Source organism: Enterobacter sp. QK-SA4 (genome assembly GCF_056856775.1).
This window is the reverse complement of the sequence record NZ_JBXFXH010000007.1, coordinates 838,845-862,655: the sequence shown is the minus strand read 5'-3', so window position 1 is coordinate 862,655 and position 23,811 is coordinate 838,845. Positions and strand designations below refer to the sequence as shown.

Genomic DNA, 23,811 nt, shown 5'->3' with positions numbered 1-23,811 from the left:
GCGTCGTTAAACCCGACGAGGAAGGGATTGATTCGTAAATCGCTTATTGGGGCGAATTATCGCCGGTAATGCATACGGGTTCAAGTGAGTATAGCATTCTGCCGGATGACGGCTTCGCCTTATCCGGCCTACGTTCGTAGGCTAGGTAAGCGCAGCGCCACCGGGCATCAGCGACTTAGCGGTCTGATGCCCTCACCCCGCCCCTCTCCCACAGGGAGAGGGAGGTTTTCCTACTCGTCTTCCAGGTAGGTATACCCGTACAGACCCGCTTCAAACTCTTCCAGGAACTGCTGCTGGAGCGCATCGTCCAGCCCGGTATTTTTGACCTGGTCGCGGAACTGGGTGAGCAGTTTTTTCGGATCCAGCTGAACGTATTCCAGCATGTCCGCCACGGTGTCCCCTTCATCGGACAGCTCGATTTCCACGTTGCCGTCAGGGAACACGAACACGTCCACCGCTTCGGTATCACCAAACAGGTTGTGCATGTTGCCGAGGATCTCCTGATACGCGCCGACCATAAAGAAGCCCAGCATCGGCGGGTTCTCCGGGTCGTATTCCGGCATTGGCATCGTCGTTGCGATACCGTCGCCGTCGACGTAGTGGTCGATGGCGCCGTCGGAGTCACAGGTGATGTCCAGCAGCACCGCACGGCGTTCCGGGGCATGGTTCAGCCCTTCCAGCGGCAGAACCGGGAAAAGCTGGTCGATACCCCAGGCATCCGGCATCGACTGGAACAGCGAGAAGTTGACGTAAATCTTATCCGCCATACGCTCCTGCAGCTCGTCGATAATCGGACGGTGCGCGCGGTTGCTCGGGTCGAGTTGTTTCTGCACTTCATGGCACATGTTCAGGTAGAGCTGCTCCGCCCAAGCGCGCTCCTGCAGGCTGAAGGTGCCTGAAGAATAACCCACGTGAATGTCATGCAGATCCATCTGGCTGTCGTGCAGCCATTCGCGCAGGGAACGACGCGTGCCCGGCTCGTGCATCTCCTGCCAGGTTTCCCACATGCTTTGCAGGGAACGCGGGGCATCGTCTGCCGGAGGCGTTGCCTCGGAGATTTCGCTACGCTCAACACCGATGATGTTAGAGACCAGCACCGTATGGTGCGCGGTGACCGCGCGACCGGATTCGGTGATCACCGTCGGGTGCGGCAGGCCGTTCTCTTCACAGGCATCGCCGATCGCCCAGATGATGTTGTTCGCGTATTCGTTCAGGCCGTAGTTCACGGAACAGTCAGACTGCGAGCGGGTCCCTTCGTAGTCCACGCCGAGGCCGCCGCCCACGTCGAAGCACTGAATATTCACGCCGAGCTTGTGCAGCTCAACGTAGAAACGCGCGGATTCACGCACGCCGGTGGCGATGTCGCGAATATTGGCCATCTGCGAGCCGAGGTGGAAGTGCAGCAGCTGAATGCTGTCCAGACGACCGCGCTCGCGCAGGATTTCCACCAGCTGCAGCACCTGGTTTGCCGCCAGGCCGAACTTGGATTTCTCGCCGCCGGAGGACTGCCATTTACCGGAACCTTGTGACGCCAGACGCGCACGCACGCCAAGGCGCGGCACCACGTTCAGACGTTCGGCCTCTTCCAGCACGATGGCGATTTCGGTCATCTTTTCGATGACCAGATAGACCTTGTGGCCCATCTTTTCGCCAATCAGCGCCAGACGAATGTATTCACGATCTTTATAGCCGTTACAGACGATCACTGAACGGGTCATGCCCGCATGCGCCAGAACCGCCATCAGCTCCGCTTTGGATCCTGCTTCCAGGCCCAGCGGCTCGCCGGAATGGATCAGGGATTCAATCACGCGGCGGTGCTGGTTCACCTTGATCGGGTAAACCAGGAAATAGTCGCCTTTATAGCCGTAGGACTCACGCGCGCGCTTGAACGCGGCGTTAATAGAACGCAGGCGATGTTGCAGGATCTGCGGGAAGCAGAACAGTGCAGGCAAACGCTGGCCCTGAGCCTCACGGGCTTTCACCAGTTTCGCGAGATCCACGCGCGCTTCAGGGACGTCTGGATCCGGGCAGACGCTGATGTGGCCCAGTTCGTTAACGTCGTAGTAGTTATTGCCCCACCAGGCAATATTGTAAGTGCGCAGCATCTTGCTGGCTTCCTCGGAGCTCATCGCAACCTCCTGCATAGAACGTAGTACACCCTGTTCGCCCGCTGACGAAGGCGAAAAAGAAGACATGTCGTCAGACATAGCGAACCTCAACTCTTTGTAATAAGTGTAAAACAGTTGACTACTATCGCAGCGTTATACGGCGATAACAACCCATAAACGGCTCCGTTTCCCAGCAGAGTATGCTGAAATCCAGACCGTGCGACCGGTTTCTTATTCATATCATTGTAAAACACGTATCCGAACTCTGTATGACAAGGTTCGGCGAAACCACGAGAAAACTCTTGTATTAACAAGAGCGCCCTTGTTCAGTTTTCACAAAGCGTGACCGGCCCTGGAATCCTGAGAAGCGCCGAGATGGGTATAACATCGGCAGGTTTGCAGACTAGAAATGCGGGTTGCGGGAATCAAATGCGCGCCAGAACGGCTGCGCTGAATTAGCGGAAAACGATGGTTCATTATCTCGTATCACCTCCACGGCCGCCTCTGCTGAAACGGACCCCAAGCCAAAGCTAAAAGTTCACTGCTTAACCCGGCTGGAAGTGGCGACACGATGAGTTCATCGAGCGCTTATTTTATATGAGCCGCGCGCCGCGTTTTATACCGAGAACAGGGGTAAAAAGCAAAAGATAAATGTGCGTGTTGCCGGGGCCGTCAGGAATTATTGCCAGCCGCAATTTCAACTGAGTGAGAGGTTAGTCAAAAAAAACTGGAAATCGGGCGAAGAAGTGACCTAAAATAGCCATCCAGATGTTAATCCATCTATACTGATTAACACTCATACTGCCAGTGTCAAAAACCTGCAGGCCTTGGTAGAATTATCTCCTTTGGCTATTCCACACAGCAGCTTGAGCTAACCAAATTCCTCTTAGGTGAAATAAAACATGGCAAAACACCTGTTTACGTCCGAGTCCGTATCAGAAGGACATCCTGATAAAATTGCTGACCAAATCTCCGATGCGGTGCTGGATGCGATCCTGGCGCAGGATCCAAAAGCGCGCGTAGCGTGCGAAACCTATGTCAAAACCGGCATGGTTCTGGTTGGCGGTGAGATCACCACCAGCGCATGGGTTGATATCGAAGAGATCACCCGTAATACGGTGCGTGAGATCGGCTATGTGCATTCTGATATGGGCTTTGATGCCAACTCCTGCGCGGTTCTGAGCGCGATTGGCAAACAGTCTCCAGACATCAACCAGGGCGTTGACCGTGCCGATCCGCTGGAACAGGGCGCGGGCGACCAGGGCCTGATGTTCGGCTATGCAACCAACGAAACCGACGTGCTGATGCCAGCACCGGTCACCTACGCACACCGTCTGGTGCAGCGTCAGGCTGAAGTGCGTAAAAACGGCACCCTGCCGTGGCTGCGCCCTGATGCGAAAAGCCAGGTCACTTTCCAGTACGACGACGGTAAAATCGTCGGTATTGACGCGGTGGTTCTGTCTACCCAGCACGCCGAAGACATCGATCAGAAATCCCTGCAGGAAGCAGTGATGGAAGAGATCATCAAGCCGGTTCTGCCGACCGAATGGCTGAGCTCTGCGACCAAATTCTTCATCAACCCAACCGGACGCTTCGTTATCGGCGGCCCAATGGGTGACTGCGGCCTGACCGGTCGTAAAATCATCGTTGATACCTACGGCGGCATGGCGCGCCACGGTGGCGGTGCGTTCTCCGGTAAAGATCCGTCTAAAGTTGACCGTTCTGCGGCGTACGCGGCGCGTTATGTGGCGAAAAACATCGTTGCTGCCGGCCTGGCTGACCGCTGTGAGATCCAGGTTTCCTACGCGATCGGCGTGGCTGAGCCAACCTCCATCATGGTTGAAACCTTTGGTACCGAGAAAGTGCCTTCAGAACAGCTGACTCTGCTGGTGCGCGAGTTCTTCGACCTGCGTCCATACGGCCTGATTCAGATGCTGGATCTGCTGCACCCAATCTACAAAGAAACCGCTGCATACGGTCACTTTGGTCGTGAACATTTCCCATGGGAAAAAACCGACAAAGCCGCCCTGCTGCGTGAAGCTGCCGGTCTGAAGTAATCGACTGACATCTGCGTGATAAAAGGCCAGCCTTCGGGCTGGCCTTTTTTTGTCGGGTGACGCCACAAAGGCGCACATATGGAACCGATTACACCGCACCGGATGCGTCTCGCTTTCAGAATATTCTCTTTGCATGATCGCCATTCTTCTGCTGTTACATCTCCTTTCAGTTAAGTCTGAAATGTGTTCTTTCGCGATGCATATCACCTCGTTTACCTCTATATTTTCAAAGCTTTAATTATTTTTACGGTTGCACCTTAGTGTAACCGATTACACCTATGTGATTAATCTCACATATTTTTACGGGTCACTCACCTACCCTTTACATCAATAAAACTGATAACCCAACTGGAGGGCATAATGCCTGACAATAAAAAACAGGGGCGTACGTCCAACAAGGCGATGACATTCTTCGTCTGTTTCCTCGCCGCCCTGGCAGGATTACTTTTTGGCCTGGATATCGGCGTCATTGCCGGTGCATTACCTTTCATCACTGACGAGTTCCAGATCAGCGCTCATACCCAGGAGTGGGTGGTCAGCTCCATGATGTTTGGCGCGGCCGTGGGGGCCGTCGGCAGCGGCTGGCTCTCCTTCAAGCTCGGGCGTAAAAAGAGCCTGATGATCGGCGCGATCCTGTTCGTTGCCGGTTCACTCTTCTCTGCCGCTGCGCCTAACGTTGAGGTCCTGCTGGTTTCCCGCGTGCTGCTCGGCCTGGCCGTGGGCGTGGCGTCCTATACCGCCCCGCTTTACCTGTCTGAAATCGCGCCGGAGAAAATCCGCGGCAGTATGATTTCGATGTACCAGCTCATGATCACCATCGGTATTTTGGGCGCGTATCTTTCCGATACCGCGTTTAGCTACAGCGGCGCATGGCGCTGGATGCTCGGCGTGATCATCATCCCGGCCATTCTGCTGCTGATTGGCGTCTTCTTCCTGCCGGACAGCCCGCGCTGGTTCGCCGCCAAACGTCGATTCCACGATGCCGAACGCGTGCTGATGCGCCTGCGCGATACCAGCGCCGAAGCGAAAAACGAGCTGGAAGAGATCCGCGAAAGCCTGAAGGTCAAACAGTCCGGCTGGGCGCTGTTTAAAGAGAACAGCAACTTCCGCCGCGCGGTGTTCCTTGGCGTACTGCTTCAGGTGATGCAGCAGTTCACCGGGATGAACGTCATCATGTATTACGCGCCAAAAATTTTTGAGCTGGCGGGCTATACCAACACCACCGAACAAATGTGGGGGACCGTCATCGTGGGTCTGACCAACGTGCTGGCGACCTTTATCGCCATCGGTCTGGTGGACCGCTGGGGACGTAAGCCAACGCTGACGCTGGGCTTCCTGGTGATGGCAGCCGGTATGGGTGTCCTCGGTACCATGATGCATGTGGGCATTCACTCACCAACCGCCCAGTACTTTGCGGTCGGCATGCTGCTGATGTTTATCGTCGGGTTTGCAATGAGCGCTGGCCCGCTGATTTGGGTGCTGTGCTCTGAGATCCAGCCGCTGAAAGGGCGTGATTTTGGTATCACCTGCTCTACCGCAACCAACTGGATTGCCAACATGATCGTCGGCGCAACGTTCCTGACCATGCTCAATACCCTGGGCAACGCGAACACCTTCTGGGTCTACGCAGGTCTGAATATCTTCTTTATTGTGCTGACAATCTGGCTGGTTCCAGAAACCAAACACGTTTCTCTGGAACATATTGAACGTAACCTGATGAAAGGTCGTCCGCTGCGCGAAATCGGCGCCCACGACTGATCCTCACGCGGGAGGCGCCTCTTGCGCCTCCCCGCTTCGCGCTTTATGCTCTGCCCCTATGAAAGCACCCCGTCTCCCCATCGCCCTTCAGCAAGCCGTTATGCGCTGCCTGCGGGAAAAACTCGCCCAGGCGAACCTGAAGCTCGGCCGTAATTACCCTGAACCTAAGATCGTTTATCAGCAGCGCGGAACCGCGGCGGGTACCGCCTGGCTCGAGCCGTATGAGATCCGCCTTAACCCGGTGCTGATGATGGAAAACCAGCAGGCGTTTATCGAGGAAGTGGTACCGCACGAGCTGGCGCATCTGCTGGTGTGGAAACACTTCGGACGCGTCGCGCCCCACGGCAAGGAGTGGAAGTGGATGATGGAAGCGGTGCTCGGCGTTCCGGCACGCCGCACCCATCAGTTCGAGCTGGAATCGGTGCGCCGCAATACCTTCCCCTACCGCTGCCAGTGTCAGCTGCACCAGCTTACCGTCCGCCGCCATAATCGCGTGGTGCGCGGCGAGGCGACCTACCGCTGCGTCAAATGCGGCGAGCCGCTGGTTGCGGAATAATCATCTGAACTTTCAGGAACTTTCCTGATCTGACTGATTGCATACGGGAACAACATTCGTTACGTTGCGGGCTCGTTTTGACACGGAGTGTAAGATGTCCCGTAATTTTTCTCTCGCGGTCGCCTTTCTGACGACGGCGCTCTCAGGCCATGCTCTGGCCGACGGTATCAACAGTTTTTCCCAGGCCAAGGCAGCAGGCGTGAAGGTAAACGCCGATGTGCCGGGCGATTTCTACTGCGGCTGTAAAATTAACTGGCAGGGTAAAAAAGGGGTCGTTGACCTTGAGTCCTGCGGCTATAAGGTGCGTAAAAACGAAAATCGCGCCAGTCGCATTGAATGGGAACATGTCGTTCCGGCCTGGCAGTTTGGCCACCAGCGCCAGTGCTGGCAGGATGGCGGACGTAAAAACTGCGCCAAAGATCCGGTTTATCGCCAGATGGAAAGCGATATGCATAACCTGCAGCCTGCCGTAGGTGAAGTGAACGGCGACCGGGGTAATTTCATGTACAGCCAGTGGAACGGTGGCGAAGGCCAGTACGGCCAGTGCGGTATGAAGGTTGATTTTAAAGAGAAAGTCGCCGAGCCCCCTGCCCGCGCGCGCGGCAGCATTGCCCGCACCTACTTCTATATGCGTGACCGTTACGACCTCAACCTCTCCCGCCAGCAGACGCAGCTGTTCAACGCCTGGGACAAGCAGTACCCGGTGACGGAGTGGGAATGCCAGCGCGACGAACGTATCGCCAGAGTCCAGGGGAATCACAACCCTTACGTCCAGCGGGCTTGCCAGGCGCAAAAGAGCTAACCTACACTACGGCAATTCGCTTATATCGCATGACACATGGAATTTCTGACTATGCGCATTCCCCGCATTTACCATCCTGAACTGATTACCGCAGGCCGCGAAATCGCCTTGTCTGATGACGCCGCCAACCACGTTGGCCGCGTGCTGCGCATGGGCGCAGGCCAGGCAATACAGCTGTTCGACGGCTCGAACCAGGTTTTCGACGCGGAAATCACGCGGTCTGATAAAAAAAGCGTACACGTTAACGTCCTGCGTGGCGAAGTGGATGATCGGGAATCACCGCTGCACATCCATCTGGGCCAGGTGATGTCGCGCGGCGAGAAAATGGAGTTCACTATACAGAAATCCATTGAACTGGGTGTAAGCCTCATTACGCCACTTTTTTCTGAGCGCTGCGGCGTTAAACTGGATGCGGAACGTCTGAACAAAAAGATCCAGCAGTGGCAGAAAATCGCCATTGCGGCTTGCGAACAGAGTGGCCGCAACCGTATTCCGGAGATCCGCCCGGCGATGGATCTGGAGGAGTGGTGTGCAGAAGAGGAAAGCGGGCTGAAGCTCAATCTTCATCCGCGCGCCAGCGCCAGCATCAATACGCTGCCCCTGCCCGTTGAGCGCGTACGCCTGCTGATTGGCCCCGAAGGCGGCCTGTCGGCGGACGAAATTGCGATGACGGCACGTTACCAGTTTACTGATATTCTGTTGGGACCTCGCGTTCTGCGCACTGAGACAACGGCACTCACGGCCATTACCGCGCTACAGGTACGGTTTGGCGATCTGGGTTGAAGCATTAACGGAGAAGAACATGATCAAGCTCGGCATCGTGATGGACCCCATCGCAAACATTAACATCAAGAAAGATTCCAGCTTCGCCATGCTGCTGGAAGCGCAGCGTCGCGGCTATGAACTCCACTATATGGAGATGAACGATCTTTACCTGATCAACGGTGAAGCTCGCGCCCGCACCCGCATCGTTAACGTCGAGCAGAACTACGACAAATGGTACGAGTTCGGCACCGAGCAGGATATTGCCCTGGCCGATCTCAACGTCATCCTGATGCGTAAAGATCCGCCGTTCGACACCGAATACATCTACAGCACCTATATCCTTGAGCGCGCAGAAGAGAAAGGCACGCTGATCGTCAACAAGCCGCAGAGCCTGCGCGACTGCAACGAGAAGCTCTACACCGCCTGGTTCTCTGACCTGACGCCGGAAACCCTGGTGACCCGCAGCAAAGCGCAGCTGAAGGAATTCTGGCAGAAGCACGGCGATATCATCATGAAGCCGCTGGACGGCATGGGCGGCGCGTCGATTTTCCGCGTTAAGGAGAGCGACCCGAACATTGGCGTGATTGCCGAAACGCTGACCGAACTGGGCACGCGTTACTGCATGGCGCAGAACTATATTCCGGCGATTAAAGACGGCGATAAACGCGTTCTGGTGGTAGATGGCGAACCGGTTCCTTACTGCCTGGCGCGTATCCCGCAGGGTGGCGAAACTCGTGGGAACCTGGCAGCCGGTGGCCGCGGTGAGCCGCGCCCGCTGACCGAAAGCGACTGGGAAATTGCCCGCCGCGTTGGCCCAACGCTGAAAGCCAAAGGCCTGATCTTCGTTGGCCTGGATATCATCGGCGATCGTCTGACCGAAGTGAACGTCACCAGCCCGACCTGCATTCGTGAAATTGAAGCGGAATTCCCGATTTCGATCACCGGAATGCTGATGGACGCTATCGAAAAACGTTTACAGAAATAACCTAACAATACTATTAGTGACAGCGCCTGTGTTTGTCCCCATACTGGGCGCTGTCGCTTTTTAAACCAGGAAACAGTACCTCTGACAATGAATTTACAGCATCACTTTCTTATTGCCATGCCTGCTCTCCAGGACCCGATTTTTCGCCGCGCCGTGGTTTATATTTGTGAATACAATGAAGACGGCGCGATGGGTATTATCATCAATAAACCACTGGAAAATCTTCAGGTTGAAGGAATTCTGGACAAGCTGAAAATACCGGCTGAAGCGCGACTGCCAGAAATCCGGCTTGATAAACCGGTGATGCTGGGTGGACCTCTTGCAGAAGATCGCGGCTTTATCCTGCATACGCCGCCGGTATTCTCTTCCAGTATTCGAATTTCGGATAACACCGTTATCACGACCTCGCGCGACGTGCTTGAAACGCTGGGCACCGCAGAGCAGCCTTCTGAAGTGCTGGTGGCGTTGGGCTATTCGTCCTGGGAGAATGGCCAGCTTGAGCAAGAGATCCTTGATAACGCCTGGCTTACCGCGCCTGCGGACATGAATATCCTGTTTAAAACCCCTATCGCCGATCGCTGGCGTGACGCGGCGAAGCTGATTGGCATTGATATCCTGACCATGCCTGGCGTAGCGGGGCACGCCTGATGAGCGGAACGCTTCTGGCCTTCGATTTTGGTACCAAAAGCATTGGCGTCGCCGTGGGTCAGCGTATCACCGGTACCGCGCGTCCGCTTTCGGCCCTGAAGGCTAATGACGGCACGCCAGACTGGAATCTTATCGAGCGTCTGCTCAAAGAGTGGCAGCCGGATGACGTGATTGTTGGGCTCCCGCTGAACATGGACGGCACAGAACAGCCGCTTACCGCCCGGGCGCGTAAGTTCGCCAATAAAATCCATGGCCGCTTTGGCGTCTCCGTGAAGCTTCACGACGAGCGTCTCAGCACCGTCGAAGCGCGTGCGGGCCTGTTTGAGCACGGCGGCTTCCGTGCGCTCAACAAAGGCAGCGTGGACTCCGCTTCTGCCGTGATTATCCTCGAAAGCTATTTCGAACAGGGCTTTTAACCACAGGGGTCTACAGCCGCCCCTGCGCCCGTCTCTCCGCCAGGCTCTGGTCAAAGTTCTGCATTCCTGCCTGCTGACCGGTTTGAATGATCCCGGGCAGTTGCCACGTTTTCCCTTCACGAATCAAATTCGCCGCCGCCGCAGTGTTCACCAGCAGTTCATACAACGCGACGCGCCCGCCCTGCAGATCGGGAAGCAGCCTCTGCGCCAGCACCGCTCGCAGGCTGCCGGCCAGCTGGTTACGCACCGGATCTTTCTCCTGCGCCGGGAACGTATCGACCAGCCGTTCAATCGCCTGCGATGCCCCGCGCGTATGCAGCGTCGCCAGCACCAGGTGTCCGGTTTCCGCCGCCGTCAGCGCCAGGCGGATCGTTTCGCTGTCGCGCAGCTCCCCCAGCAGAATAACGTCCGGATCCTGGCGTAAGGCGCTGCGCAGCGCTTCAGCAAATGACGGGCTGTGCTGGCCTATCTCCCGCTGCTGGATCAGACAACGTTCGCTCTGGTAGATAAACTCCACCGGATCTTCAAGCGTGAGGATATGGCCGTCAGCATGGTGGTTGAGAAAATCGACCATCGCCGCCAGCGTAGTGGATTTGCCGCTGCCGGTCGCCCCCGTGACCAGAATCAGCCCGGCGTCATTGGACAACAGTTCCGGGATCGCCCGCGGCGCGCCCAGCGAAGAGAGCTGTGGGCAGCTTCGCGGCAGCAGCCGCAGCGTCACAGAGACACCTCTCATCTGCTTAAAGGCACTGCCGCGCAGCCGCTGGCCTCCCGTTACCGTCGCGGCAAAATCCACCTGCCCCTTTGCCCACCAGATCCCCTGCTGCTCATCGTTGAGCCACGCTTTCAATAACGCTCCGACATCGGGAGGCGGAAAAGGAGCGGGTTCAAGCCGACCTAATCTGCGCCAGCGCGGTGGCGAATCACTGCACAGGTGTAGATCGGAGACGTTATGCTTTACACTAAGGGCCACAATTTCTTCCACATCCATAGACTACTCCTCGGAAAATGAACGACATTGCGCATAACCTGGCACAGGTCCGGGACAAAATCTCAGCCGCCGCAGCGCGCTGCGGCCGTGCTTCAGAAGAAATTACGCTGCTTGCAGTCAGCAAAACCAAGCCTGCGAGCGCCATCGCAGAAGCTATTGATGCAGGCCAGCGGGCGTTTGGTGAAAACTACGTTCAGGAAGGCGTGGATAAAATTCGCTACTTCCAGGAACAGGGGAATACGGATCTGCAGTGGCACTTTATTGGCCCGCTGCAGTCGAACAAAAGCCGTCTGGTGGCAGAGCACTTCGACTGGTGCCACACCATCGACCGCCTGCGTATTGCTACCCGCCTGAATGACCAGCGTCCGGCAGAAATGCCGGCACTCAACGTGCTGATTCAGGTCAACATCAGCGATGAAAACAGCAAGTCCGGCATTGCTCTGAGTGAGCTGGATACGCTGGCCACAGACGTGGCCGCCCTTCCGCGCTTGACCCTGCGCGGGCTGATGGCAATTCCTGTGCCTGAGTCAAGTTATGAAAGGCAGTTTGCCGTGGCACAGCAAATGGCTGTAGCATTTGAGGCGCTTAAAGCGCGCTATAACACGGTAGACACGCTTTCACTGGGCATGTCAGATGATATGGAAGCCGCCATCGCGGCAGGCAGCACTATGGTGCGCATCGGTACGGCAATTTTCGGTGCGCGCGACTACTCAAAATAATAAGGAAACCTGAGGAACGCCATGAAGACGTTGACTTTCCTGCTCTCAACAGTGCTTGAGCTGTATACGATGGCGCTTTTGCTGCGCGTCTGGATGCAGTGGGCCCGCTGTGATTTTTATAATCCGTTCTCGCAGTTTGTCGTGAAAATCACGCAACCTGTTGTCGGACCGCTGCGCCGCATTATCCCGGCGATGGGTCCCATCGACAGTTCGTCTCTGCTGGTGGCGTTTATTCTGAGCGTTATCAAAGCGATCGTGCTGTTTATGGTCATCACCTTCCAGCCGATTATCTGGATTGCTGGCGGTCCTGATTTTAATCAAAACCATCGGCCTGCTGATTTTCTGGGTGCTGCTGGTCATGGCCATCATGAGCTGGGTAAGCCAGGGCCGTAGTCCGGTAGAATATGCGCTGATCCAACTGGCCGAGCCGCTGCTGCGCCCGATTCGCAACCTGCTGCCTTCGATGGGCGGTATTGATTTCTCGCCGATGATCCTGGTTCTGCTGCTGTACGTGGTTAATATGGGGATCGCTGAGCTGTTACAGTCCACGGGCGATATGCTGCTGCCGGGGCTGTGGATGGCGCTATGAGTGCCGTAAGCACCTGCGCTGACGGGCTGGTTTTGCGGCTGTACATTCAGCCAAAAGCCAGCCGTGACGGTATTGTCGGGCTGCATGGCGACGAGTTAAAAGTCGCCATCACCGCCCCGCCGGTTGACGGTCAGGCGAACGCGCATCTGACTAAATATCTGGCAAAACAGTTTCGCGTCGCCAAAAGCCAGGTCATCATTGAAAAAGGTGAACTTGGGCGACATAAACAGGTAAAAATCCTTAATCCGCAATCTATCCCGACGGAAGTCGCGGCTCTGAAAGAACAGGACTAAACCATGCAGAAAGTTGTTCTCGCGACCGGCAACGCCGGTAAAGTGCGCGAGCTGGCCTCGCTATTAAATGATTTTGGGCTGGACGTGGTTGCCCAGACCGATCTGGGCGTGGAGTCCGCCGAAGAGACGGGGCTGACGTTTATCGAAAACGCGATCCTGAAAGCGCGTCACGCCGCGCAGATTACCGGCCTGCCCGCGATTGCCGACGACTCCGGCCTGGCCGTGGATTTTCTCGGCGGTGCCCCGGGGATTTACTCTGCGCGCTATTCCGGCGTTGACGCCACCGACCAGCAGAATCTGGAAAAGCTGCTTGTCGCCCTGAAAGACGTACCGGACGAACAGCGCACCGCGCAGTTTCACTGCGTGCTGGTCTATATGCGCCACGCGGAAGACCCGACGCCTATTGTCTGCCACGGCAGCTGGCCGGGCGTGATTACCCATGAAGCAGCTGGCAACGGCGGCTTTGGCTACGACCCGATTTTCTTTGTCCCGACCGAGGGCAAAACCGCTGCGGAACTGACCCGCGAAGAGAAAAGCGCGATTTCCCACCGTGGACGCGCGCTGAAACTGTTACTGGAAGCACTGCGTAATGGCTAATTTGCCGCCTCTGAGTCTGTATATTCACATCCCGTGGTGCGTGCAGAAATGCCCGTACTGCGATTTCAACTCGCACGCGCTGAAGGGCGAAGTGCCGCACGATGACTACGTTGCGCATCTGCTGGCTGACCTGGACGCCGATGTCGCTTACGCACAGGGACGTGAAGTTAAGACCATTTTCATTGGTGGCGGTACGCCGAGCCTGCTGTCCGGCCCGGCAATGCAGACGCTGCTGGACGGGGTGCGTGCGCGCCTGAACCTGGCGGCGGATGCGGAAATTACCATGGAAGCCAACCCCGGCACCGTTGAGGCTGACCGTTTTGTCGACTATCAGCGCGCGGGCGTAAACCGCATCTCCATCGGCGTGCAGAGCTTTAGCGAGCCGAAGCTAAAACGTCTGGGGCGCATTCACGGCCCGGAAGAGGCGAAGCGCGCGGCAAATCTGGCGACCGGGCTGGGCCTTCGCAGCTTCAACCTCGATTTGATGCACGGCCTGCCGGATCAGTCGCTGGAAGAGGCGCTGGACGACCTGCGCCAGGCGATCGAACTGAACCCGCCGCACCTGTCGTGGTATCAGCTCACCATTGAGCCAAACACGCTGTTCGGTTCCCGCCCGCCGGTGCTGCCGGACGACGACGCGCTCTGGGATATCTTCGAGCAGGGTCACAGGCTTCTAACCGCTGCGGGCTATCAGCAGTATGAAACGTCCGCGTATGCGAAGCCGGGCTATCAGTGCCAGCACAACCTGAACTACTGGCGCTTTGGCGACTACCTGGGAATTGGCTGCGGCGCGCACGGCAAGGTGACCTTCCCGGACGGGCGCATTCTGCGCACCGCCAAAACCCGCCACCCGCGCGGATACATGGAAGGCCGCTACCTGGAGCGTCAGCACGACGTTGAGGCGGCGGATAAGCCGTTTGAGTTCTTTATGAACCGCTTCCGTCTGCTGGAAGCCGCGCCGCGCGCGGAATTTGCGCGTTACACCGGGCTGCCGGAGTCGGTGATTCGCCCGCAGATCGACGAAGCGCTGGCCCAGGGGTATCTCACCGAGAGTGAGGAATACTGGCAGATCACCGAGCACGGCAAGCTGTTCTTAAACTCCCTTCTTGAGCTGTTTCTCGCCGAAGAATCCTGAAGGCTTATTCAGGATTTTGTATCCCGCTCTGCCGGCTGAGGGAAAGGCTGGCAGAGTGCGGGGATGGAAAAATCAAAACAACTCCGCAAACAAATGACGCCCGAAGAATTACGCCTCTGGTATTTGCTCAGGGGTCGTCGCTTCTTTGGGTATAAGTTTCGTCGGCAGATGCCTATTGGTCCGTACATCGTGGATTTCGCCTGCTTTAAGGCGAAGCTGATCGTTGAGCTGGACGGGGGTCAGCATCAGAACAAAGAGAAGTATGATTCACGACGTACCGAGTTTTTGAATGCGAACGGATGGGAAGTCTTACGGTTCTGGAATAACGAATTCAGGGCTAATGAGGAGGAGGTGTTGATAGCTATTCTGCAACGACTGCAATGCCTGATGCCCTCACCCTAACCCTCTCCCACAGGGAGAGGGAACGATTACACCCTCTCCCATGGGGAGAGGGTCGGGGTGAGGGGCCCAACGCGCAGAGATCTTACTTAAGCGTCCCCACCAGCGCCTTCCGGCTATCTTCCAGCGACACCACGCGTTTACACACGTCTTTGCCGAACTGCTGGAAATCATCTTCCTGGTTCTTCCACTCGTTCTGAATGGAGGTCTGCAAGCCGCCCAGGCTGCCCAGCACGCCCTGCAGCGGGTTACCGCCGCCTTTCAGCACGGCTTTCGCCCCCATTTCGTTGATGCTGTCCTGCAGGATGCCGCCCATCGCCTGATTCACCAGCTGCTGCCCGTCAGCGCGGACCTGATCAATCGCCTTGTAGTGGAACGTCAGGCCGTCGGTGCGCGTCTCGATAATGCGGTTCATCTGCTCTTTAAGCTGCTTATCGAGCTTCGTCAGGCGGGTGCGCATGTTGCTGCTCTCACCCACTTCTTTAGTAATGATCTTATCCAGCGCGACGCGGCTTTTCTCAACGCGGGTCAGCGCGCCGTCGTTAATCCACGGCAGCGCGGTACGCAGCTCAGCCTGATAATCCTTCGCCTGCTCGCGCTGCGCGGCAGTCAGGTTTTGCGGCTTGCCGTTAAACGTCACGTTACCATCCGGCGTAATCACCAGATTGCCGTTCTCGCCTTTGACCTGCACGGTTTGCGGGCTTAACACCACGTCATCACGCGGGGTGACGCTACATTGATAATCCGCATGAGCGGTGAATCCGGTTGCCATCAAAGCAACAGCGAGCAACGTTTTGCGCATCTTAAACACTCCCTCAGACAAAATGGGCCAGCTAATGCTGGCCCCTTACTGCTTTATTAGTCCCACCAAACGTCGAAAAGTTCGCTGACGCGGACATCTTCGAGCTTGTGGTCTTCAAGCCATTTACGTACCAGCGCCTGATGTTCTTCGGTGCATTTACCCACTTCCTGGGTGCAGATCAGACCTTCCCAGGCCAGGTAACCGCTACCGTCGAAGGCCAGCTTGTTTGGCTCAATCACGTCATTGATGAACGCATCCACGTCCTGATCGATCTGTTCTACACTGGTGCCTTCCGGGAAACGCCACGCAACGGAGAAACCCACTTCCTGGAATTCTTCGATGTGCATCTTTTTACGCAGACGACGGCTACGATTCTTTGCCATTATTTCACCCTCTCGAACATTAAGTCCCATACACCGTGACCAAGACGGTGGCCACGCTGTTCAAATTTCGTTACCGGACGCGATTCCGGACGCGGTACATAGTCGTTGCTCGCAGACTGGTTTTTGTAACCGTCCAGCGACGACATCACTTCCAGCATATGTTCCGCATACGGTTCCCAGTCGGTCGCCATATGGAAGACACCGCCCAGCTTCAGCTTGCTTTTAACCAGCTCGGCAAACGGTGCCTGAACGATACGGCGTTTATTATGACGTGCTTTGTGCCACGGGTCAGGGAAAAAGAGCTGAACCATGGTTAAAGAATTGTCAGGAATCATTTTATGCAGCACTTCCACCGCGTCGTGACACATCACGCGCAGGTTCTCAACGCCCTCTTCATGGGCCGTTGCCAGGCATGCACCCACGCCCGGGGAGTGGACTTCGATACCGAGGAAGTTCTGCTCCGGTCGCGCTTTCGCCATGGCCACCAGCGAGGTGCCCATACCAAACCCGATCTCCAGCGTGACGGGTGCTTCACGGCCAAACAGTTCAGCAAAATCCAGAGGCTGCTCGCTGAACTCAACGCCCATCACCGGCCAGTAGTTGTCCAGCGCATGTTGCTGCCCTTTTGTCAGGCGGCCCTGACGGCGGACAAAGCTGCGAATACGGCGCAGCGGGCGACCGTTTTCATCAAATTCCGGTGAAATGACGTCGTTTTTCATAAAAGAGTTGTCTGCTTGTGAGAATGTTCGGGAAACGGGCATTATCCAAAGTTAAGGCTTCTATGCAAGCATGGGAAAGATCCGGTTTACAGCAGATTGACGCTGTGCTGCAATCTGCGTCCCTGATTATGCGAATCGATGACCATGCAAGCCTCTCAATTTTCAGCCCAGGTGCTGGACTGGTACGACAAATACGGGCGTAAAACCCTGCCCTGGCAAATTGAAAAAACGCCTTACAAAGTATGGCTCTCCGAGGTGATGTTGCAACAAACGCAGGTCGCCACGGTGATCCCTTACTTCGAGCGTTTTATGGCGCGCTTCCCGACGGTGACCGATCTGGCCAACGCCCCGCTGGACGAGGTCCTGCACCTGTGGACCGGTCTTGGCTATTACGCCCGCGCGCGTAACCTTCACAAGGCCGCGCAGCAGGTTGCCATGCGCCACAACGGGAAATTCCCGGAAACCTTCGATGAGGTGGCCGATCTCCCCGGCGTCGGACGTTCAACCGCAGGCGCCATTCTCTCCCTGTCTTTAGGCAAGCATTTCCCGATCCTCGACGGCAACGTGAAGCGCGTGCTGGCACGCTGCTACGCCGTCGACGGCTGGCCGGGTAAAAAGGACGTTGAAAAACGTCTCTGGGAAATAAGTGAAGCGGTCACCCCGGCTAACGGCGTCGAGCGTTTCAACCAGGCGATGATGGATCTCGGCGCGATGGTCTGCACGCGCTCAAAACCAAAATGCGAACTCTGCCCGGTGAATAATCTCTGCGTGGCGTATGCCAACCATTCATGGGCGCAATATCCGGGTAAGAAACCCAAACAGACGCTGCCGGAGCGCACCGGCTATATGCTGCTGATGCAGCACGGCGACGAGGTCTTCCTCGCCCAGCGTCCACCGAGCGGTCTGTGGGGTGGTCTATACTGCTTCCCACAGTTTGAAGATGAAGATTTGCTGCGTGAATGGCTTAAACAGCGCGGGATTGCTGCCGATAACCTGACGCAGCTGACCGCGTTTCGCCATACGTTCAGCCATTTCCACCTGGATATTGTACCCATGTGGCTTCCCGTGTCGTCATTTGCCTCGTGCATGGATGAAGGCACCGCTCTCTGGTATAACTTAGCGCAACCGCCATCAGTCGGACTGGCGGCTCCCGTGGAGCGCCTGTTACAGCAATTACGTGCCGGTGCAATGGTTTAGCATCGACAAGAAAAAGAGGAATGAGTATGGCCAGAACGATTTTTTGTACTTTCCTGCAGCGTGACGCTGAAGGCCAGGATTTCCAGCTTTATCCGGGCGACCTGGGTAAACGCATCTACAATGAAATCTCCAAAGAAGCCTGGGGACAGTGGCAGAAAAAGCAGACCATGCTGATCAACGAGAAAAAACTCAGCATGATGAACCCGGAGCACCGCAAGCTGCTTGAGCAGGAGATGGTGAGCTTCCTGTTCGAAGGTAAAGACGTGCACATCGAAGGCTATACGCCACCGGAAAAATAACAGCGTGCGGGGGAAACCCCGCCGTTAAAGCAAACACAACACGCACTCCCGGAATGATGAAAAAACTTTTAGCGCTAGCCCTTGTTGCGCCGTTGCTTGTCTCGTGTTCGTCAAAAAAAGGCGAAGATTACAACGAAGCCTGGATCAAGGACACCAACGGTTTTGACATTTTGATGGGGCAGTTTGCCCACAACATCGAGAATATATGGGGATTTAACGAAGTTCTTATTGCCGGACCGAAGGACTACATTAAGTACACCGACGCCTATCAGACCCGAAGCCACATCAACTTTGATGAGGGGACGATCACGGTTGAAACCATCGCAGGCACCGACCCTGCGGCACGACTGCGTCAGGCGATCGTCAAAACCCTGCTGATGGGTGACGATCCTGGATCTATCGATCTCTACTCCGATGCCGACGATATCACGATCTCGAAAGAGCCGTTCCTGTACGGCCAGGTTGTCGATCAGACCGGCCAGCCGATCCGCTGGGAAGGTCGTGCCACGAAATTTGCCGACTACCTGCTGCAGACGCGCCTGAAAAGCCGCTCTAACGGTCTGAAGATTATCTACAGCGTCACCATCAACCTCGTCCCGAACCACCTAGACAAGCGTGCGCATAAGTACATTGGGATGGTGCGTCAGGCCTCGCGCAAGTACGGCGTGGATGAGTCGCTGATCCTGGCGATTATGCAGACCGAATCCTCGTTCAACCCTTACGCGGTAAGCCGTTCCGACGCCCTGGGGCTGATGCAGGTAGTGCAGCACAGCGCCGGTAAAGACGTCTTCCGCGCGCAGGGGAAATCCGGCACGCCGAGCCGCAGCTATCTGTTCGATCCGCAGAGCAACATTGATACCGGCACGGCCTACCTGGCGATGCTGAACAATGTGTACCTGGGCGGAATTGATAACCCAACGTCACGCCGCTATGCGGTGATCACCGCCTATAACGGCGGCGCGGGCAGCGTGCTGCGCGTCTTCTCGAATGACAAAGTGCAGGCCGCAAACATCATCAACAGCATGGCGCCGGGGGATGTCTACTCTACCCTCACCACCCGCCACCCGTCTGCGGAATCCCGTCGCTATCTGTATAAGGTGAATACGGCGCAGAAGAACTATCGTCGCCGGTGATCGGCACACCTTCTCCCCTCTGGGAGAAGGTGTTCTGTTTCCCCTCTCCCTGTGGGAGAGGGTCAGGGTGAGGGCATCAGGCCGCACCTATCCAACACCACCCATACGAAAATGTTATTTGCATCACAATCCAAACTGCAAATTAATGTGGATTGCATTTTTTTGCGGGAGGTAACAAAACATATCGTTGCCAACTGATAGAATTGCATCAAATAACAACCCTGAATGTTCCTATAACAACATATCTCCCGCTCACTTGTGAGGAAAGTAACATGAACCTTAAGCTGCAGCTTAAAATATTGTCGTTTCTGCAGTTCTGCCTGTGGGGTAGCTGGCTGACTACACTCGGCTCCTATATGTTTGTGACGCTCAAGTTCGACGGTGCGTCAATCGGTGCCGTTTACAGCTCGCTCGGTATTGCGGCTGTCTTCATGCCAACGCTGCTGGGCATCGTGGCGGATAAATGGTTGAGTGCGAAATGGCTGTACATGCTTTGCCACCTGGTGGGCGCGGGGACGCTGTTTATGGCAGCCCAGGTGACCACGCCGGGGGCGATGTTCATGGTGATCCTGCTTAACTCGCTGGCCTATATGCCAACGCTTGGCCTGATCAACACCATCTCCTACTACCGCCTGAAGTCCGCGGATATGGATATCGTGACCGATTTCCCGCCAATCCGTATCTGGGGAACTATCGGCTTTATCATGGCGATGTGGGGCGTGAGCTTCGCGGGCTTCGAACTGAGCCATATGCAGCTCTATATCGGCGCAGCGCTCTCCGTGCTGCTGGCGATCTTCACCCTGACGCTGCCAACCATTCCGGTTTCTAACCAGCAGAAAAACCAGAGCTGGAGCACCATGCTCGGCCTGGACGCGTTCGCGCTGTTTAAAAACAAACGCATGGCGATCTTCTTTATCTTCTCCATGCTGCTGGGCGCAGAGCTGCAGATCACCAACATGTTCGGCAACACCTTCCTGCACAGCTTCGATAACAACCCGCTGTTCTCCGGCAGCTTTATCGTTGAACACGCGTCGGTGATGATGTCCATCTCTCAGATCTCTGAGACGCTGTTCATCCTGACCATCCCGTTCTTCCTGAGCCGCTACGGCATCAAAAACGTCATGCTGATCAGTATCGCGGCATGGATGCTGCGCTTCGGCCTGTTCGCCTACGGCGACCCAAGCCCGTTCGGCACCGTGCTGCTGGTGCTGTCGATGATCGTTTACGGCTGCGCCTTCGACTTCTTCAACATCTCTGGTTCGGTGTTTGTGGAAAAAGAGGTGAAGCCTGAAATCCGCGCCAGCGCACAGGGTATGTTCCTGATGATGACCAACGGCTTCGGCTGTATTCTGGGCGGCGTGGTAAGCGGTAAAGTGGTTGAGATGTACACCACCAACGGCATTACCAACTGGCAGCCTGTGTGGCTGATCTTCGCGGCGTACTCGCTGGTGCTGTTCTTCGCGTTCATCGCGCTGTTCAAGTACAAGCACGTGCGTGAACCGCACGGTGCGCAGCCAATAGCGCATTAATCTTTGCGGTATTGTGCCCGGTGGCGGCTTCGCCTTACCGGGCCTACAAAAACACCGTTCACAGGCCGGGTAAGCGTTAGCGCCACCCGGCTATTTTATTGCAGATAGCACCCACCCCACAGACAGCAAATCCGCGCTGCCGCCCGGGCTCAGGTTTCGTACAATCAATGCGTTATCCATCTTCAGCAACGCCTCGCGATCCCAGCCACTCGCCAGTAATTCCTGCGCGTAGCCCTGAACGTAGCGCAGCCCTTCAATGCCGCCGCGCGAGACGAGATTACTGTCCTGATTGACCGCCATCAGGCGCAACAGCAGGCCGTGAAGCGACTGTCCGTTCCACTGCGCCAGCGCCTTACGCGCCGTCGCAAAGCCGCTTTCCGCCTCTCCGCGCGCGCCGGTTAAGCCGTACTGCTGAAACTGCCGCTCGCCCGCCGTCGCCTGTCCGCCGCGCGCGGCCAGTTCCCGCGACACCAGCCCGCTGCAGATGTTACTCACCTCACAGCAGAGGCTGTCTACGGAGATATGTTTCACACGCCCGGCGGCGAAGCACAGTAAACCCAGGGCAAAAACCCCGCCCTTGTGGGTGTTCACTCCGTTCGTCGCGGCGTACATCGCCTGCTCGCAGGCCATCCCCATCGGGCGGATAATGCGAAGCTGTGCGTCAGCGGGTTTATCCGCATGCGCGTTACCGAGCTCGGCAAAGCGCGAAAACCACGGCGTAATCGCCGCAATGCTGCGGACGAACAGCGCGTGGTCCATATCGCGATGGGAACCGTTATTGAGCTTGTCCACCAGCCCCGGCTTGGGCGTCAGCTCCAGCTCCTGCCACAGCGCCGCTTCGGCAAGCGCGGGTACGTCAGCCGGGCGCGGTTTAGTCGCGAGCAAACCAGTCATCGATCATCTTCTCCACGCGGGAAACCACCTGCTCCACAGGATGAGCGCGCGAACGGGAACAGGCATGAGCGGGCTCGTCGCAGATCAGACAACGCCTTAAATTTGCCCCCAGCGACTGACGCCCGACGTGGCCGTGCTGAGGGCAAATCACGTCCAGATCCCACAGCCTGCCGAGCGGGTGCGTCTGCTCCAAATCCGAACAGTGCGCTTTGATTTCCGCCGCCGGGTGGGCCACGCACCACAGGGCCTCCGGCCCGGTCGGGAGCCATAGAACCTGGCGGTCCAGCACCTGCCAGCGGTTTTCCCACAGCAGCTGGTCGCACATCTGCAGCGCCACGTCCATGGTGTTGCGATAGCGCAGGCTGTCCTTGATCTCCCCTGGCGTGACCAGCGTGAGGGAAATCACCGGTTGTTGATAGTGCTCGAGCATGTCAGCCTGGCGCGCTGCGCGGCGCTCTTTCGCCGCCAGCAGTTCGTCCAGACTGACACCCGCCCGCACGGGTGTCGCTAAAATCACACTTCCTCCTTCACCTGTCGTACGGTGTCGATCACGCTGCCGTCGCGGTAGCGGATCACCCCGACGATTTTGTCGGTAAATTCAATCGGTTTAGGTACGCCCGTCAGAGAAATCGCCCGCTCGTAAAGCGCGCTGATATCCACAACTTTGAGCCTGGCTTCCAGCAGCCGCTCGCGGATCTCCGGGCGCGCCGGGTTGACCGCAATGCCGTGGTCGGTGACCAGCACGTCGATGCTCTCGCCCGGCGTGAGGCGCGTGGTAACCCGCTTCACGACCGTCGGAATGCGGCTGCGCAACAGCGGCGCTACGACGATGGTCAGGTTTGCCGCGGCGGCCACGTCGCAGTGTCCACCGGACGCGCCGCGCATCACCCCGTCGGAGCCAGTGATAACGTTGACGTTGAAATCGACGTCGATTTCGAGGGCGCTGAGGATCACCACGTCAAGCTGGTCGCAGCTTGCCGCCTTGCTGCCGGGGTTGGCGTAGACGTTGGTGGAGATCTCCACGTGGTTCGGGTTGCGCGCCAGCGAGGCCGCCGCCTGGCCGTCAAAGCACTGGGTATCGAGCAGCTTTTCGATGAGCCCCTTCTCGTGCAGATCCACCAGGCTGCCGGTGATGCCGCCGAGCGCAAAGCGCGCCTTCACGCCGCTGCGCTCCATCTTCTCTTCCATAAAGCGCGTGCAGGCGGTCGCCGCCGCGCCGGAGCCGGTCTGCATCGAGAAGCCCGGTTTGAAGTAGCCGGAGTGTTCAATGACGTCCGCCGCATAGCGGGCGATCATCAGCTCGCGCGGGTTGCTGGTGACGCGCGCCGCGCCGACGCTGATTTTCGCCGGGTCGCCCACGCTCTCAACCTGCACGATGTAGTCCACCTGATCCTGCACCAGGCTGGCGGGCATATTCGGAAACGGCACCAGTTCTTCAGTCAGCAGCACCACCTTACGGGCAAAGTGCGCGTCCACCATGGCGTAGCCCAGGGAGCCGCAGCAAGATTTGCCGTGCGTCCCGTTGGCGTTGCCAAACTCATCGCTGCACGGCACGCCGAGAAACGCCACGTCAATATTCAGCTCGCCGTCCTGGAGCAGCTTCACGCGACCGCCGTGGGAGTGGATTTGCACCGGCTCGTCCATCAGCCCGTGGGAGATCGCGTCCGCCAGCCTGCCGCGCATGCCGGAGGTATAAATCCGGTTGATGACGCCGCTTTCAATATGCTCGATCAGCGCGTCGTTGCAGGTCATCAGCGAGCTGGAAGCCAGCGTCAGGTTTTTGATGCCCATCCGCGCCAGCAGCGCCACGACGGTGTTGATTACCCGGTCGCCTTCGCGAAACGCGTGGTGGAAGGAGATGGTCATCCCGTCCTGCAGGCCGCAACGCTTAACCGCCTCTTCAACAGAGGCGCAGAGCTTGCGGCTGTGCTTCGCGTCGCTGTCCGCCAGCCACGGAGTGGCGCTGTGGGCGGTATCAAACGGTTTTAGGTCCCGCAGATGGGGAAAATTCACGTGAAGAAGTTCTGTCTGATTCAT

Annotated in this window: 27 protein-coding genes and 1 pseudogene; 18 read left to right on the top strand and 10 right to left on the bottom strand. The window is 57.0% G+C overall.

Going from position 1 to position 23,811, the window contains the following annotated elements; genetic code table 11:
* Positions 1–230 precede the first annotated feature (230 nt).
* The 3 genes from speA to AC1VYI_RS05785 all read right to left on the bottom strand — a co-directional run bounded on the left by speA (position 231) and on the right by AC1VYI_RS05785 (position 2,585).
* On the bottom strand, positions 231–2,207 hold the full coding sequence (gene speA, locus AC1VYI_RS05795) for a biosynthetic arginine decarboxylase (protein ID WP_023309121.1): 1,977 nt from the start codon (positions 2,205–2,207) through the stop codon (positions 231–233).
* A gap of 8 nt (positions 2,208–2,215) precedes the next feature.
* Positions 2,216–2,347 carry an acid stress response protein YqgB gene (gene yqgB / locus AC1VYI_RS05790; protein WP_127341063.1) on the bottom strand — a complete coding sequence of 44 codons (132 nt, stop codon included), beginning with the start codon at positions 2,345–2,347 and terminating at the stop codon, positions 2,216–2,218.
* A gap of 94 nt (positions 2,348–2,441) precedes the next feature.
* Complete coding sequence (locus AC1VYI_RS05785; protein WP_418250466.1) at positions 2,442–2,585, bottom strand: hypothetical protein; 144 nt, start codon at positions 2,583–2,585, stop codon at positions 2,442–2,444.
* A 425-nt stretch (positions 2,586–3,010) separates the two neighbouring features.
* Between AC1VYI_RS05785 and metK the strand changes: the two genes are divergently transcribed.
* The 8 genes from metK (at position 3,011) to ruvX (ending at position 10,095) form a co-directional block, all read left to right on the top strand.
* Positions 3,011–4,165: a methionine adenosyltransferase gene (gene metK, locus AC1VYI_RS05780; protein ID WP_008499745.1), complete on the top strand. Its 1,155-nt coding sequence runs from the start codon at positions 3,011–3,013 to the stop codon at positions 4,163–4,165.
* 360 nt (positions 4,166–4,525) lie between these two features.
* Positions 4,526–5,923 (top strand): galactose/proton symporter, encoded by a 1,398-nt coding sequence (gene galP / locus AC1VYI_RS05775; RefSeq protein WP_023309123.1) that lies wholly within the window; start codon positions 4,526–4,528, stop codon positions 5,921–5,923.
* A 58-nt stretch (positions 5,924–5,981) separates the two neighbouring features.
* Complete coding sequence (locus AC1VYI_RS05770; RefSeq protein ID WP_032667932.1) at positions 5,982–6,479, top strand: SprT family zinc-dependent metalloprotease; 498 nt, start codon at positions 5,982–5,984, stop codon at positions 6,477–6,479.
* Positions 6,480–6,573: 94 nt separating this feature from the next.
* On the top strand, positions 6,574–7,281 hold the full coding sequence (gene endA, locus AC1VYI_RS05765) for a deoxyribonuclease I (RefSeq protein WP_023333343.1): 708 nt from the start codon (positions 6,574–6,576) through the stop codon (positions 7,279–7,281).
* Positions 7,282–7,332: 51 nt separating this feature from the next.
* Entirely contained in the window at positions 7,333–8,064 is a 732-nt protein-coding gene (rsmE, locus tag AC1VYI_RS05760; protein ID WP_045403915.1) for a 16S rRNA (uracil(1498)-N(3))-methyltransferase, read from the top strand.
* A gap of 19 nt (positions 8,065–8,083) precedes the next feature.
* A complete protein-coding gene (gene gshB, locus AC1VYI_RS05755; RefSeq protein WP_029739222.1) occupies positions 8,084–9,031 on the top strand; it encodes a glutathione synthase in 948 nt (315 codons plus the stop codon).
* Between the two features lie 87 nt (positions 9,032–9,118).
* Entirely contained in the window at positions 9,119–9,679 is a 561-nt protein-coding gene (locus AC1VYI_RS05750; RefSeq protein WP_134867168.1) for a YqgE/AlgH family protein, read from the top strand.
* Positions 9,679–10,095: a Holliday junction resolvase RuvX gene (ruvX, locus tag AC1VYI_RS05745; protein WP_059445426.1), complete on the top strand. Its 417-nt coding sequence runs from the start codon at positions 9,679–9,681 to the stop codon at positions 10,093–10,095. Before AC1VYI_RS05750 ends, ruvX begins: the two co-directional genes overlap by 1 nt.
* A 10-nt stretch (positions 10,096–10,105) precedes the next feature.
* On the opposite strand, the gene AC1VYI_RS05740 is transcribed toward ruvX, so the two are convergent.
* On the bottom strand, positions 10,106–11,086 hold the full coding sequence (locus AC1VYI_RS05740; protein WP_047743817.1) for a type IV pilus twitching motility protein PilT: 981 nt from the start codon (positions 11,084–11,086) through the stop codon (positions 10,106–10,108).
* Positions 11,087–11,103: 17 nt separating this feature from the next.
* Here AC1VYI_RS05740 and AC1VYI_RS05735 point away from each other — a divergent pair, with 17 nt between their 5' ends.
* The 6 genes and pseudogenes from AC1VYI_RS05735 to AC1VYI_RS05710 all read left to right on the top strand — a co-directional run bounded on the left by AC1VYI_RS05735 (position 11,104) and on the right by AC1VYI_RS05710 (position 14,821).
* On the top strand, positions 11,104–11,805 hold the full coding sequence (locus AC1VYI_RS05735) for a YggS family pyridoxal phosphate-dependent enzyme (RefSeq protein ID WP_134867167.1): 702 nt from the start codon (positions 11,104–11,106) through the stop codon (positions 11,803–11,805).
* 21 nt (positions 11,806–11,826) lie between these two features.
* Positions 11,827–12,394 (top strand): annotated as a pseudogene (locus tag AC1VYI_RS05730) (YggT family protein).
* Positions 12,391–12,687 carry a DUF167 family protein YggU gene (gene yggU, locus AC1VYI_RS05725; protein WP_023309131.1) on the top strand — a complete coding sequence of 99 codons (297 nt, stop codon included), beginning with the start codon at positions 12,391–12,393 and terminating at the stop codon, positions 12,685–12,687. The pseudogene AC1VYI_RS05730 and the gene yggU overlap by 4 nt, the downstream one beginning before the upstream one ends.
* A 3-nt stretch (positions 12,688–12,690) precedes the next feature.
* A complete protein-coding gene (locus tag AC1VYI_RS05720; protein WP_045403921.1) occupies positions 12,691–13,284 on the top strand; it encodes an XTP/dITP diphosphatase in 594 nt (197 codons plus the stop codon).
* Positions 13,277–14,419, top strand: coding sequence for a radical SAM family heme chaperone HemW (gene hemW, locus AC1VYI_RS05715; RefSeq protein WP_045403924.1), 1,143 nt, complete (start codon positions 13,277–13,279; stop codon positions 14,417–14,419). Before AC1VYI_RS05720 ends, hemW begins: the two co-directional genes overlap by 8 nt.
* 63 nt (positions 14,420–14,482) lie before the next feature.
* Positions 14,483–14,821, top strand: a complete 339-nt coding sequence (locus AC1VYI_RS05710) for an endonuclease domain-containing protein (RefSeq protein WP_045888334.1) — start codon at positions 14,483–14,485, stop codon at positions 14,819–14,821.
* A gap of 82 nt (positions 14,822–14,903) precedes the next feature.
* On the opposite strand, the gene AC1VYI_RS05705 is transcribed toward AC1VYI_RS05710, so the two are convergent.
* From AC1VYI_RS05705 to trmB, 3 genes are read right to left on the bottom strand one after another with little or no spacing between them, the layout of a single operon-like run.
* Positions 14,904–15,620 carry a YggN family protein gene (locus tag AC1VYI_RS05705; RefSeq protein WP_023309135.1) on the bottom strand — a complete coding sequence of 239 codons (717 nt, stop codon included), beginning with the start codon at positions 15,618–15,620 and terminating at the stop codon, positions 14,904–14,906.
* A gap of 56 nt (positions 15,621–15,676) precedes the next feature.
* Positions 15,677–16,003 (bottom strand): YggL family protein, encoded by a 327-nt coding sequence (locus AC1VYI_RS05700; protein WP_014885198.1) that lies wholly within the window; start codon positions 16,001–16,003, stop codon positions 15,677–15,679.
* Positions 16,003–16,722, bottom strand: coding sequence for a tRNA (guanosine(46)-N7)-methyltransferase TrmB (gene trmB / locus AC1VYI_RS05695; protein ID WP_023309136.1), 720 nt, complete (start codon positions 16,720–16,722; stop codon positions 16,003–16,005). Before trmB ends, AC1VYI_RS05700 begins: the two co-directional genes overlap by 1 nt.
* A 144-nt stretch (positions 16,723–16,866) precedes the next feature.
* On the opposite strand from trmB, the gene mutY reads away from it, so the two are divergent.
* The 4 genes from mutY to AC1VYI_RS05675 all read left to right on the top strand — a co-directional run bounded on the left by mutY (position 16,867) and on the right by AC1VYI_RS05675 (position 20,880).
* Complete coding sequence (gene mutY / locus AC1VYI_RS05690; protein WP_168964397.1) at positions 16,867–17,919, top strand: A/G-specific adenine glycosylase; 1,053 nt, start codon at positions 16,867–16,869, stop codon at positions 17,917–17,919.
* Positions 17,920–17,945: 26 nt separating this feature from the next.
* Positions 17,946–18,218: an oxidative damage protection protein gene (locus AC1VYI_RS05685; protein WP_023309138.1), complete on the top strand. Its 273-nt coding sequence runs from the start codon at positions 17,946–17,948 to the stop codon at positions 18,216–18,218.
* A 56-nt stretch (positions 18,219–18,274) separates the two neighbouring features.
* Complete coding sequence (mltC, locus tag AC1VYI_RS05680) at positions 18,275–19,351, top strand: membrane-bound lytic murein transglycosylase MltC (RefSeq protein WP_482883321.1); 1,077 nt, start codon at positions 18,275–18,277, stop codon at positions 19,349–19,351.
* 272 nt (positions 19,352–19,623) lie between these two features.
* The gene (locus AC1VYI_RS05675) at positions 19,624–20,880 is read left to right on the top strand and encodes a nucleoside permease (RefSeq protein ID WP_008499767.1); all 1,257 of its coding nucleotides are present in this window, start codon (positions 19,624–19,626) and stop codon (positions 20,878–20,880) included.
* Between the two features lie 90 nt (positions 20,881–20,970).
* Here the strand turns inward: AC1VYI_RS05675 and citG are convergent, their stop codons facing one another.
* The 3 genes from citG to citF are packed head-to-tail and all read right to left on the bottom strand — an operon-like array spanning position 20,971 to position 23,811.
* Complete coding sequence (gene citG / locus AC1VYI_RS05670) at positions 20,971–21,774, bottom strand: triphosphoribosyl-dephospho-CoA synthase CitG (protein WP_226484261.1); 804 nt, start codon at positions 21,772–21,774, stop codon at positions 20,971–20,973.
* A complete protein-coding gene (gene citX, locus AC1VYI_RS05665; protein ID WP_134867166.1) occupies positions 21,752–22,291 on the bottom strand; it encodes a citrate lyase holo-[acyl-carrier protein] synthase in 540 nt (179 codons plus the stop codon). Before citX ends, citG begins: the two co-directional genes overlap by 23 nt.
* Entirely contained in the window at positions 22,288–23,811 is a 1,524-nt protein-coding gene (gene citF / locus AC1VYI_RS05660) for a citrate lyase subunit alpha (protein WP_226484263.1), read from the bottom strand. The genes citX and citF overlap by 4 nt, the downstream gene beginning before the upstream one ends.